This is a genomic window from Blautia sp. OF03-13 (genome assembly GCF_003460685.1).
Taxonomy (GTDB): domain Bacteria; phylum Bacillota; class Clostridia; order Lachnospirales; family Lachnospiraceae; genus Fusicatenibacter; species Fusicatenibacter saccharivorans.
Window position 1 is genome coordinate 48,472 of sequence record NZ_QTVR01000012.1, and the last position, 11,607, is coordinate 60,078.

The 11,607-nt window shown below is 51.3% G+C and carries 11 protein-coding genes; 7 read left to right on the forward strand and 4 right to left on the reverse strand.

Going from position 1 to position 11,607, the window contains the following annotated elements:
* Positions 1-133: 133 nt before the first annotated feature.
* The 3 genes from spoVAD to DXA55_RS10700 all read left to right on the forward strand — a co-directional run bounded on the left by spoVAD (position 134) and on the right by DXA55_RS10700 (position 2,342).
* A complete protein-coding gene (gene spoVAD, locus DXA55_RS10690) occupies positions 134-1,153 on the forward strand; it encodes a stage V sporulation protein AD (RefSeq protein ID WP_117814121.1) in 1,020 nt (339 codons plus the stop codon).
* Between the two features lie 13 nt (positions 1,154-1,166).
* Entirely contained in the window at positions 1,167-1,523 is a 357-nt protein-coding gene (locus tag DXA55_RS10695) for a SpoVA/SpoVAEb family sporulation membrane protein (protein WP_055220161.1), read from the forward strand.
* A 156-nt stretch (positions 1,524-1,679) separates the two neighbouring features.
* Positions 1,680-2,342 (forward strand): methylated-DNA--[protein]-cysteine S-methyltransferase, encoded by a 663-nt coding sequence (locus DXA55_RS10700; protein WP_055220159.1) that lies wholly within the window; start codon positions 1,680-1,682, stop codon positions 2,340-2,342.
* A gap of 99 nt (positions 2,343-2,441) precedes the next feature.
* On the opposite strand, the gene DXA55_RS10705 is transcribed toward DXA55_RS10700, so the two are convergent.
* Both DXA55_RS10705 and proB read right to left on the reverse strand, forming a co-directional pair.
* On the reverse strand, positions 2,442-3,644 hold the full coding sequence (locus tag DXA55_RS10705; protein WP_117814122.1) for a MalY/PatB family protein: 1,203 nt from the start codon (positions 3,642-3,644) through the stop codon (positions 2,442-2,444).
* Positions 3,645-3,819: 175 nt separating this feature from the next.
* A complete protein-coding gene (proB, locus tag DXA55_RS10710; protein WP_226906324.1) occupies positions 3,820-4,902 on the reverse strand; it encodes a glutamate 5-kinase in 1,083 nt (360 codons plus the stop codon).
* 278 nt (positions 4,903-5,180) lie between these two features.
* Here proB and DXA55_RS10715 point away from each other — a divergent pair, with 278 nt between their 5' ends.
* The gene (locus DXA55_RS10715) at positions 5,181-6,263 is read left to right on the forward strand and encodes an NUDIX domain-containing protein (RefSeq protein WP_117802358.1); all 1,083 of its coding nucleotides are present in this window, start codon (positions 5,181-5,183) and stop codon (positions 6,261-6,263) included.
* Between the two features lie 169 nt (positions 6,264-6,432).
* On the opposite strand, the gene DXA55_RS10720 is transcribed toward DXA55_RS10715, so the two are convergent.
* Together DXA55_RS10720 and DXA55_RS10725 are read right to left on the reverse strand one after the other, a co-directional pair.
* Positions 6,433-7,026, reverse strand: coding sequence for an ECF transporter S component (locus DXA55_RS10720; RefSeq protein WP_022461779.1), 594 nt, complete (start codon positions 7,024-7,026; stop codon positions 6,433-6,435).
* Between the two features lie 110 nt (positions 7,027-7,136).
* Positions 7,137-7,517, reverse strand: coding sequence for a DUF3783 domain-containing protein (locus DXA55_RS10725; RefSeq protein ID WP_117814123.1), 381 nt, complete (start codon positions 7,515-7,517; stop codon positions 7,137-7,139).
* Between the two features lie 163 nt (positions 7,518-7,680).
* Between DXA55_RS10725 and DXA55_RS10730 the strand changes: the two genes are divergently transcribed.
* The 3 genes from DXA55_RS10730 (at position 7,681) to DXA55_RS10740 (ending at position 11,600) form a co-directional block, all read left to right on the forward strand.
* On the forward strand, positions 7,681-8,547 hold the full coding sequence (locus DXA55_RS10730) for a class I SAM-dependent methyltransferase (protein WP_022461781.1): 867 nt from the start codon (positions 7,681-7,683) through the stop codon (positions 8,545-8,547).
* A 217-nt stretch (positions 8,548-8,764) separates the two neighbouring features.
* On the forward strand, positions 8,765-10,051 hold the full coding sequence (locus tag DXA55_RS10735) for an aminotransferase (protein ID WP_117814125.1): 1,287 nt from the start codon (positions 8,765-8,767) through the stop codon (positions 10,049-10,051).
* Positions 10,052-10,181: 130 nt separating this feature from the next.
* Positions 10,182-11,600, forward strand: coding sequence for a L,D-transpeptidase family protein (locus DXA55_RS10740; protein WP_117814127.1), 1,419 nt, complete (start codon positions 10,182-10,184; stop codon positions 11,598-11,600).
* Positions 11,601-11,607 lie beyond the last annotated feature (7 nt).

Sequence of the window (11,607 nt, forward strand, 5' to 3'; positions counted from 1 at the left end):
TGAAACAGGATTTTTGTGCTACAGCGTACAGAGTTCCCTAAAACAGGAAAATCATGCGTAAGAATGGAAAAAACGGAAATACTGAAGGTCAGAAATGGTAAGACGCAAAATAAGAAAATGGAGGAATTTGCCGATGAGACAGATGACAGGAAAGCAGAGCATCTCGTTTGCCAAAGCCGTCTATATCGAGGGCAGCGCGGCGATTGTAGGAGAAAAGGAAAAGGATGGACCGCTGGGCGAATACTTTTCGCACACGCTTTCGGACCCGATGTGCGGGCAGGAGAGCTGGGAGGAGGGCGAGAGTGAACTGCAGCTTGCCACCGCGAAGCTGGCAATGCAGAAAGCCAATGTGAGGCCGGAGCAGATCCGCATGATTTTTGCGGGCGATCTTCTGGCACAGTCAATCGCATCATCGTTCGGCCTGGTGGATCTGAACTGCCCGCTCTACGGCCTGTTCGGTGCCTGCTCGACGATGGGAGAGGCGCTTTCGCTTGGCGCGATGGCAGTCGCGGGAGGATACGGTGACCGGGTGCTGGCGGTGACATCGAGCCACTTTGGAACGGCGGAGAAGGAGTTCCGTTTTCCGCTCGCCTACGGAAACCAGCGCCCGCCGTCCGCAAGCTGGACGGTGACGGGAAGCGGCGCGTGTGTGCTTGGAAAAACGATGAGCAGAGTGAAAATCACGGGCGCTACGACGGGAAAAATCATTGATTACGGGCTGAAAGACAACCAGAACATGGGCGCCTGCATGGCCCCCGCTGCGTGCGATACGATTGCACAGAACCTCGTCGATTTCAACCGGGAACCGGCCGATTACGACCGCATTGTGACGGGAGATCTCGGCGTTGTGGGGCGGGAAATTCTGCTGGAGCTGCTGAAGAAAAAAGGATACGATATCTCGGAACAGCACAGTGACTGCGGCATGCTGATCTTCGATCCGGCAAAACAGGACACCGGCGCGGGCGGAAGCGGCTGCGGCTGTGCGGCATCGGTGCTGGCGGAGTATCTGCTGCCGAAGCTGGAAAACGGAGAGTGGAAGAGGATTCTGTTTGTACCGACTGGTGCGCTGATGTCGAAGGTCAGCTTTCAGGAGGGCAGCAGCGTGCCTGGTATTGCACAGGCGGTTGTAATCGAGCGGGAGGAGGATGTGTAAAATGGGAACGTTTATGGAATATTTCAATGCCTTCTGGGTCGGCGGCCTCATTTGTGCCCTGTGCCAGATTCTGCTCGACCGCACGAAAATGCTGCCGGGAAGAATTATGGTAACGCTTGTGTGCACGGGCGCGGTGTTGAGCTTTCTGGGACTCTACGATCCATTTGCAGAATACGCCGGGGCAGGCGCGTCGGTGCCGCTGCTCGGGTTCGGGCATCTTTTGTTTCAGGGAGTAAAAGATGCCGTAAAAGAAAGCGGATTTTTAGGATTGTTCCAGGGCGGATTAAAGGCGGGGGCTGTCGGAACATCAGCGGCGTTGATTTTCGCGTATCTTGCAAGCTGGATTTTCCAGCCGAAGATGAAAAAATAACAGGTGAAAAATTGCGCAGAAGCAGGCGGACTGATATAATAAAGAAAAATGCCGCAGAAAAAAGCAGAATCGCAGCGGCAGGACGAATACAGAAAAAGCGGGTGTTTTGCGGAAAAAACATCAAAACACCCGCGACAGGAAGAAAGGAAGTCTGCAATGAAGACAAGAGAAGAAGCGCTATCCTACGGCCTTTCCTTCCCGGACACATATCAGGAAGCGCCGTTCCACGATGACAACTGGCAGCTCATCCGCGTGAAAGGAAGCAAAAAGGCATTTCTGTGGGTCTATGAAAAGGACGGAATCATTCAGCTGAATGTAAAAGCAAACCCGGAATGGCGGGACTACTGGCGCGATGCATTCGCGTCAGTTATCCCGGGATATCATCAGAACAAAGAACATTGGAACACGATTCTCCTCGACGGAACCGTACCCGATGACGCTGTGCGTACCATGATCGCCGAGAGCTACGACATCATCACGGACAGCCCGACCAAAAGAATCTATGAGGCGGTAAAGCAGATTCCGCGCGGAAAAGTGGCGACATACGGCCAGATAGCAGCGCTTGCAGGCGAGCCGAAGATGGCGCGTGCCGTGGGAAACGCCTTACATAAAAACACAGATCCGGAGCACATTCCATGCTACCGTGTGGTAAACTCCAAAGGCGAACTGGCCGCGGAATTTGTCTTCGGCGGCGCCGGGAAACAGGCGGATATGCTGGAGGCAGACGGCATTGTGCTGGAAAACGGCCGCGTCAATTTAAAGAAGTACGGCATCAACGTGGAAGAGATGCTGGCACAGCGGGAGCTGGAGCAAAACTGAAAAAACAGGATGCACAAAACAGCGAAAGACCGGAACGGCAGAGGAAAATGTCCGTTTCGGTCTTTCATTATGTTTGGCTTATAAAATTAGAAAATACAATTATTTCGCATTGAATACATACTTATCCATACGGTCAAATGCCTCTTTCACAAGCACATGCGGCAGTGCCAGATTCAGGCGGATCGCATACGGTCTGTGGAACGGCCGTCCGTCCTGCCAGATCACGCCGACAGCAACACCGGCTTTCAGCAGTGTATCCATATCGGTATCATGTTCCTTGCACCACTCCTCGCAGTCGAGGTACAGCATGTACGTTCCTTCTGGTTTGGAAAGCTTCACGCCCTTGAAATGCTCGAGAATGTAGTTGTACGCATAATCCGCATTCGATTTCAGCACTTCGCGCAGTTCATCCACCCACTGGTATCCCTCCGGACGGTAAGCGCCGATCAGCGCATGAACAGAGAGTACGTTCGGAGAATTGTAGTGAGAAAGGGACGAAGCCTTCTCCACACGGTCGCGCAGCATGCGGTTGTAGATGATGTGGTAGGAGCCTACAAGGCCAGCCAGGTTAAAGGTCTTGGACGGTGCATAAAGTGCGATGGTGCGCTCGCGTGCATCCTTCGAAACGGACTGCGTTGGGATATGTTTGAAGCCCGGCAGTGTCAGGTCAGACCAGATCTCATCGGAGATGACAACGCATTCATTTGCTTTGTAAATTTCCATCGCCTTTTCAATTTCCTCGCGCTCCCAGACACGGCCTGTCGGGTTGTGCGGAGAGCAGAAAATCGCGAAATGAATGTTGTGTTCTTTTAACTTGCGGTCCATATCGGCGTAGTCCATACGCCATACGCCGTTCTCATCCTGAACAAGATCGGAGAGAACGATATTGCGTCCGCAGTTCTCAAGAACACCGATAAAACCGATGTATGTCGGGGAATGCAGAAGAATGGATTCGCCCGGGGATGTAAAAGCGGCAGCAGCCGAAGCAACACAGCCGAGCACGCCGTTCTCATAGCCGATCGCCTCACGCGGCAGATCTTCCACACCGTTGCGCTCTTTCTGCCAGCGGATGATGTTGTCAAAATATGCATCCGGCAGATTAAAGTAGCCAAAATGCGGTTCGTTGACTCTCGCGTGAATTGCTTCCTGAATGGTCGGAAGAGACGGGAAGTTCATGTCGGCCACCCACATCGGGATGCGGGAGAAGCCCTCTTTGACTTCCGCACCCGGAATCGGGATCTGATCGACAGCGATCGAATCGTGGCCGCTGCGGTTCATCAGAGATGTAAAATCGTATTTCATTGGTAAAAACCCTCCTTTGTGTTTGCTGTGCTCTCGAAGTAAAACCAAAAGCACATGGAAAACCGGATGCAGCTTCCTTTCCTCGCTGAAAGAAAAACCTGCAGCCGGCTGAATACAAATATTATAACACGGAGGGGAATTTTCGTAAACAAAAGAATGCTTTATTCGGCACCATTTATTCCGCGCCGATCCAGTTATCGCGGTTGATTGCTTCCGTGTGGCTGGTGCTTTCGTTCATGATTTTCTGCAGATCCGGCCGGTCATAGTTGACAATGCCCTTTCCGAGATATTCATGGCTGCCGCGCCGGAAGACGCTGACGACATCGCCTTTCTTAAAATCGCCTTCGACTGCCACGATGCCTTTGGGAAGCAGGCTCTTTGCCTGAACAGCAAGTGCTTCTGCGGCACCCTCATCGACGTAGAGATTGCCCGCACTCGGCGCATAGAATGCCATCCACTGCAGACGCGTTTTCATGTTGTGGCCGCTGGCGGTAAAGTACGTTCCTTTTGCGGTTCCTTTCACCGCACGCACAATGTTGTTTTCCTCCGCCGAGGAGCAGATCAGAACCGGCACACCGGCTCTTGTGGCAAGCGAAGCGGCGGAGAGCTTCGTTGTCATGCCTCCCGTTCCGTTGCCCGATCCCGCGCCGCCTGCCGCAGCAGTGAGCTCCGGCGTGATCTCATTTACCACGTCGATATGGCGCGCATTCGGGTCACTCTTTGGATTGGCAGTGTAGAGCCCGTCGATATCGGTCAGCAGAATCAGAAGCGATGCATGCAGCATCGCAGCCACCTGGGCGGAGAGCGTGTCGTTGTCGCCGACCTTCAGCTCCTCAATCGCGATCGTATCGTTCTCATTGATGATCGGAATCGCACCGCGCCCGAGCAGGACGGAGAGGGAGCCGAAGATGTTTTTATAGCGGCGGCGGTCCTCAAAGTCACTGCGGTTCAAAAGAATCTGCGCGCACGGAATCTGGTACGCCATCAGATTTTTCGTGTATTCCTCCATCAGAAGGCCCTGGCCGACAGCAGCGGCAGCCTGTTTATCGGCAATTTTCGTCGGCCGTTTTTTAAAGCCGAGACGGGAAAAGCCTGCGGCGATCGCACCGGAGGAAACGAGAATCACATGGTGGCCTGCCGTCTGCAGCGCGGCAAGCTGGGTCGTAATGTTCCGTATTTTTTCAGCATCCATGGTTCCGTCTGAGAGTGTCAGGGAGCTGGTGCCGACTTTCACAACTATCGTCTGTTTTTCCATCATGAAAACCTCAAATGTAAGAAATGATAAGAAACGTTGTTTACGGGTGACAAAACATCAATTACAGACACTTTAACACAGTACTGTGTGAGAGTCAAGAAGATGCGGAATGGTCGTTACATTTTTCGTGAAAGATCTGCAAAAAGATAGAAATTTGTTGCTGGAATTCTGAAAAAGTATGGTAGAATAGAAAACGAGAAAAAGGTGTGTGCAGAAATACATTTTTCCTGAAAAACAAAAGAAGCGGAAAGAAGTCCGGCACACGACGGAGGGAGTCAAAGATGGAGGAAAAAACAGAAGAAAGAGGCAGAGGCTGCATGACAACGCTGTGCTACATCGAAAAGGATGACAGCTATCTGATGATGCACCGCACGGTGAAAAAGAACGATGTCAACAAGGACAAGTGGATCGGCGTCGGCGGCCATGCGGAACTTGGCGAAAGCCCGGAGGAATGCCTGCTGCGTGAAGTAAAAGAGGAAACCGGCTACACGCTGACGAGCTGGCGTTTCCGCGGTCTTGTTACCTTTGTGACAGAGGCAGAAAACAGCAAAACGGTGGAGTACATGGAGTATATGTGTCTCTACACGGCAGACGGATTCACGGGAGAACCGACTGCATGTGATGAGGGCGAACTCGCCTGGGTGAAAAAAGAGGACGTCCTGCACCTGAATCTGTGGGAGGGAGACAAAATCTTTTTCCGCCTTCTGAATGAAGACGAGCCGTTTTTCTCCCTGAAGCTGCGGTATGTGGGCGACACGCTCGCAGAAGCGGTGCTGAACGGAAAACAGATGGAACTTTTTGAGGAGCGCTCAGGCGACGGCACGCCGACCGGAACCATCGTAGAACGCGGCGTGGCGCACAGTGAGGGACGGTGTCACGGAACGGCACATATCTGGATTGCACGGGCGAATGAGAAGAGCGGCTGTGAGGTACTGCTGCAGAAAAGGAGTGCCTGGAAAGATTCGAATCCGGGCTGCTACGATATTTCAAGCGCCGGCCATCTTTCGGCGGGCGATACATATTTGGAAGGGGCTCTGCGGGAAATCGGCGAGGAGCTCGGCATCCACGCAGAGGCAGAGGAGCTGAGGGATCTTGGCCTGCTGGAAAAAGTATCACACGGTGTTTTTTACGGAAAACCGTTCCACGATCATGAGGTCAGCGCCGTGTATCTTTACACGAAGCCGGTCGAGGCGGAAAAACTGCATCTACAGGAGTCGGAAGTAGAAGCAGTCCGCTGGATGGATCTCAAAGAGTGCCAGAAGGCGGTAAGAGAAGGAAGCATTCCCAACTGTATTGATATACGGGAACTGGAAATGATTGAAAAAGCGTGGTTCGCCGGAGAAAAAACAAAAGATGAGGAGTAAGAGAAGATGAAAGAAAATGGATTCATCAGCGAGAAGCTGACCCCGAAGCACGAGGAAGAAGAGGCAGCAGCCACCGCTGAAAAATAAAAAGAAATGCATGAAAAAAGTCACCGGTTCGAAATAGAACATGGTGACTTTTTGGGATATCGCGTAAATGAAATTTGTTTTTTTATTTCGCTGCTGCCTTTACCTGGCTAAACAGTCCGGATTTCTGAAGAGCCGGACGCAGTGCCATGTAGATGACAACGGAAGCGATGGTGGAAAGTACGGCGTTGATGGAAGTTGCCGCTACGTTCCAGCTTAAGGTAACCTCTGCTGCCGGTTTTCCAAGAAGAACCAGTTTGTAGAAGTAACCGATGAGCGGATCGAAGATCACATTGAACAGAAGTCCGCCGATGGCTGCAAGCAGTGCCCATTTGAAGATCTGTTTCTGATCGGTCTGCTCGTTGATTTTACCGATTTTGTGTGCGATCAGTCCTGCGATGAGGCCGATGCAGAATTTTAAGATGAAGGTCTTTGGTGCGTATACCACATAGACCGGATCGAGAAGATCTCCGATGGTCATGCCGATCGCACCGCCGATTCCGCCGTAAACACCGCCGAGAATCAGTGCACCGAGCACACAGACAGCGTTTCCGAAATGGATCGAGGTGGCATCTCCGCCTGGCAGCCAGATTTTGAACTGCAGGAAGGTGAAGACAACGTAGGAAAGGGCTGCAAAGACACCTGTCATTGCGATTTTCCAGACTTTTTCATTTTTCATAACAACGCACTCCTTTGGTATCTGGAACTTTCGTTCCTTGATTGCACCCTATTATAGGGAGTGGTGGCATGAAGAAAAAGTTCCAATTCTGGATTTTTTGACCAGACCAGTTATTTCCGGTACGATTTCATTTTTTCGTGTTCTTCTTTTAATTCTCTGTAGAGCTGCAGCGAATTCCACGCCTGGTTCTGCGTTGTGACGATGGCTTTGAGGGCGATCGGCGGCACTTTTTTCCGGCGCATTTCGGTGAGAAAAAGATCGAGTTTCCGCTCGGAAAAGCCGGCCATGACCATCATTGGTTCATCAAATCCGGCGCCGTCATAGGCTTCGGGGGATTCTGCAAATGCTTTATTTCCGGCAAGAAATCCGATCGACTGGAGATACTGTTCCGGTTCCACAATGCGCACGCGGATACCGAGCTTTAAGAGAACCGGCTTTAAAAGCGCAGCTGTTTTCGTTCCTTTGATCTGATATAAGAGTACGGTTTCCATGAGAAAAATCCTTTCCACGGGCAGATTTCCGGATCAAATGCGCGGATGCCCAGAACTATGATATAAGAAATGTTTTGGAAAAACAATACTTTTATGGTATCATAGGAACGTACAATTCAGAACACGATAAATTTTGAGATAAAAGAGAAAGGAAACCAATAAAATGTGGATAGCAGATGGATGGAAAGATTATGAAGTGCTGGATACGTCCGGTGGAGAAAAACTGGAGCGGTGGGGAGATTACCTTCTGGTAAGACCAGACCCGCAGGTCATCTGGAACACGAAAAAAGAAAATCCGGGCTGGAAAAAGAAAAACGGCCATTATCACAGAAGCAGCAAGGGCGGCGGAGAATGGGAGTTTTTCCATCTGCCGGAGCAGTGGGAGATCAACTATAAAGACCTGACCTTCCGCCTGAAACCGTTCAGCTTCAAACACACCGGCCTTTTCCCGGAGCAGGCAACGAACTGGGACTGGTTCGGCGATCTGATCCGCCGTGCCAACCGCCCGATTAAAGTGCTGAACCTGTTCGCCTACACGGGAGGCGCAACCCTCGCAGCGGCCGCAGCAGGCGCAAGCGTCACACATGTCGATGCATCCAAAGGCATGGTCAACTGGGCAAAAGAGAACGCTGCCGTGTCCGGCCTTTCGGACAAGCCGATCCGCTGGCTTGTGGATGACTGCACCAAATTTGTCGAGCGCGAGATCCGCAGAGGCAACCACTACGACGCGATCATCATGGACCCGCCGTCCTACGGAAGAGGACCAAAGGGCGAGATCTGGAAAATCGAGGAGTCGATTCATCCGTTCATCAAGCTCTGCACGCAGCTCTTAAGCGATGACCCGCTGTTCTTCCTTGTGAATTCTTACACGACAGGACTTGCACCGGCTGTCCTGACGTACATGATTTCCCTGGAATTAAAACAGTACAAAGGCCACGTAGAAGCACAGGAAATCGGCCTTCCGGTCAAGTCGACCGGCCTTGTTCTGCCGTGCGGTGCATCGGGAAGATGGCAGTCTGACAACGTTTAAAACATCTTTTGGCAGCGGACGTATGTCCGTCATACGAAAAACATTTGGCTGAATTGCAGGAAATGAAGTATAAAACTGCAAAAAGTGGGATAAAATGCCGAAAAGTGCATAAAACATGCAAGTTCTCCTTGACAGAAACTCATGATCTGGTAAAATGGTCTTTAGTTGAGCAAGAAACCTGAAAAACGGGTAAGGAAAGTACAAGGGAGGACGTTTCATGAAACCGTATATCGAATGGACCAAAGAAGAATTAGTTGCCGAGAAAGCCAGACTGGAGCAGGAATTTGCAGAGGTAAAAGCAAAAGGCCTCAATCTGAATATTTCCAGAGGAAAACCTGCAGCAGCCCAGTTAGATCTCACGGAAGGAATGCTTACCGTTCTCTCGAAAAATGAAGACACCTTCGCAGAAGATGGAACCGACTGCCGGAACTACGGCGTGCTGACCGGTATTCCGGAAGCAAGAAAACTGATCGGAGATATCTGTGAGGTTCCGGCGGAAAACGTCATCGTTTACGGAAACGCCAGCCTTACCATTATGTTTGATACCGTAGCACGTTCGTTCCTGAAAGGCGTTGCAGGCTGCACTCCGTGGAACAAGCTGGACAAAGTAAAATTCCTCTGTCCGGTACCGGGCTATGACCGTCACTTCGGTGTAACCGAGTACTTCGGCGTTGAGATGATCAATGTTCCGATGACACCAGAAGGACCGGACATGGACATGGTAGAAAAACTCGTTGCAGAAGATGACGCCATCAAGGGAATCTGGTGTGTACCGAAATACTCCAACCCGCAGGGCTACACCTACTCCGATGAGACCGTCAGAAGATTTGCAAACCTGAAACCGGCAGCCAAAGACTTCCGTATTTTCTGGGATAATGCATATATCATCCATCACCTGTATGATGACAGACAGGATCACCTGCTGAACATCATCGAGGAGTGCGAGAAAGCCGGAAATCCGGATATGGTCTATGAGTTCGTATCCACCTCGAAAGTAAGCTATCCGGGAGCCGGAATTGCAGCTCTCATTTCTTCTGAGGCAAACCTCAAAGAGGCACAGGAGTACATGAACTTCCAGATCATCGGTCATGATAAACTGAATCAGCTGCGCCATGTAAAATTCTTCCAGAACCTGGACGGCGTGATGAATCAGATGAAAAAGCATGCTGAGATCTTAAGACCGAAATTCGAGGCAATTCTGCAGGTAATGGATCAGGAGCTGAGCGGCCTTGACATCGCTTCCTGGACAAAACCGAACGGTGGATACTTCATCTCCTTCGATGCGATGGAGGGATGTGCAAAGAAGATCGTTGCAAAAGCAAAAGAGGCCGGTCTTACCATGACAGGCGCGGGCGCAACGTATCCATATCACAACGATCCGCAGGATTCCAACATCCGTATTGCACCGTCCTTCCCGACACCGGAAGAGCTGGAAATCGCAGGTCAGGTATTCGTGCTGAGTGTCAAACTGGTCAGCGTGGATAAGATTCTGGAAAGCAAATAACAGATAAGTAAAAATACAAAAGCCGGATTCTCCCGGGGGACACAGTTTTTGTGAACTCTGGTGTGGGAGTTCCGGCTTTTTTCTATCAGAAAGTTAAAAAGAAATTTTCTATGGGACAGAAAGGAAAAACATGAAAAAGAAAGTAATAGGAATTGCCGCAGGACTCATACTCCTTGCGGCCGCAGGCGGTTACGCGGGCGTGGGGCATTACTATGCATCCCACTTTTTCCCGAAAACCGCGATCAACGGACTGAACTGCGCAGGGCTGACCGCAGAGCAGGTCAAAGAGGAAATTCAGAAGCACATTGTGGATTATACACTCAGCATTACCGAGCGCGGTGGAAAAACAGAGACATTAAGCGGCACGGAGATCGGCCTCACGTATGTGGACGACCACGCGGTGGAAAAACTGCTGGAGTCCCAGAATACTCTTGCATGGCCTGCATTCTATTGGAAAGAGAAAGAAAACCAGGTGGCGGCGGACTCTGTCTATGACAAAGAAATGGTGCAGGAAAAACTGCAGACGATGGAAGGGTTTCAGGAAGAACAGCAGGAAGCGCCGACGGATGCGTATCTGACGGATGACGGAACCTCGTACGTCATTGTGCCGGAAACAGAGGGCGAGCAGGTGGACTATGAGAAGGCGGAGCAGGCTGTCATCGAGGCGCTGGATGCCGGAGCGGCGAGCGTGGATCTGGAAGAAAAAGATGTTTACCGGAAACCGGGCATTACGCAGGATGATGAAGCACTGAATGGGGAAATGGCGGAACTGAACCACCTGACAGCGGCGCGGATCACGTATGCAATCGGTGAAAACAGCTATGCCATAGACCGGGCGACCTTACAGAGCTGGCTCGTACAGGGGGAGGATGGAACCTACACGATTTCGCAGGACGAAGCGGCAGCTTTTGTGCGCCATATGGCGTATGAGACGGACACCTTCGGGCTGGCGCATACCTTCAAAACGAGTCTTGGCGCGACCATTAACCTGAATGCGGGCGGCGATTACGGCTGGTGCATCGACAAGGAGGAGACAATGCAGGCACTTCTGCAGGCGATCGAGGACGAAACACAGGGAAATCTCGACCCGGTTTACCTCTATACGGCCAATGACCGCTCGGCAAATGATATCGGAAATACATACGTCGAGGTGTGCATTTCCCAGCAGAAAATGTGGTGCTACAAGGATGGCGTTCTGGTGACGGAAACACCGGTCACAACGGGCAATCATGCGACGGGCTATGACACTCCGGCAGGCAGTGTCTGGGCGGTGGATGCGAAAAAAAGTGACTGTGATTTCAAGCTCTATCCGAGCCATGTCATGTTCTGGCTTCCGTTTAACGGCGACGTCGGAATCCACGATGCGAGCTGGCGTACCGAGTACGGCGGGGACATCTATCTGACGAACGGATCCCACGGATGTGTGAATACCCCATACACAGAAGCAGAAAAAGTGTTCAATGCTATTGAAATTGGTGACCCGGTTATCGTATACTATAGCCTGGATGATGTAACCGGGCCGCAGCCTACACAGAAAAACAGCCTGTAGGAAAAAC

What these genes read in the sequence shown, in the direction of transcription:
- DXA55_RS10715 (WP_117802358.1), top strand. Translation starts at nt 5,181, where the DNA reads ATGGAGGAAAAAACAGAAGAAAGAGGCAGAGGCTGCATGACAACGCTG.
- DXA55_RS10735 (WP_117814125.1), top strand. Translation starts at nt 8,765, where the DNA reads ATGAAACCGTATATCGAATGGACCAAAGAAGAATTAGTTGCCGAGAAA.
- spoVAD (WP_117814121.1), top strand. Translation starts at nt 134, where the DNA reads ATGAGACAGATGACAGGAAAGCAGAGCATCTCGTTTGCCAAAGCCGTC.
- DXA55_RS10730 (WP_022461781.1), top strand. Translation starts at nt 7,681, where the DNA reads ATGTGGATAGCAGATGGATGGAAAGATTATGAAGTGCTGGATACGTCC.
- DXA55_RS10705 (WP_117814122.1), bottom strand. Translation starts at nt 3,644, where the DNA reads ATGAAATACGATTTTACATCTCTGATGAACCGCAGCGGCCACGATTCG.
- DXA55_RS10695 (WP_055220161.1), top strand. Translation starts at nt 1,167, where the DNA reads ATGGAATATTTCAATGCCTTCTGGGTCGGCGGCCTCATTTGTGCCCTG.
- DXA55_RS10740 (WP_117814127.1), top strand. Translation starts at nt 10,182, where the DNA reads ATGAAAAAGAAAGTAATAGGAATTGCCGCAGGACTCATACTCCTTGCG.
- proB (WP_226906324.1), bottom strand. Translation starts at nt 4,902, where the DNA reads ATGATGGAAAAACAGACGATAGTTGTGAAAGTCGGCACCAGCTCCCTG.
- DXA55_RS10720 (WP_022461779.1), bottom strand. Translation starts at nt 7,026, where the DNA reads ATGAAAAATGAAAAAGTCTGGAAAATCGCAATGACAGGTGTCTTTGCA.
- DXA55_RS10725 (WP_117814123.1), bottom strand. Translation starts at nt 7,517, where the DNA reads ATGGAAACCGTACTCTTATATCAGATCAAAGGAACGAAAACAGCTGCG.
- DXA55_RS10700 (WP_055220159.1), top strand. Translation starts at nt 1,680, where the DNA reads ATGAAGACAAGAGAAGAAGCGCTATCCTACGGCCTTTCCTTCCCGGAC.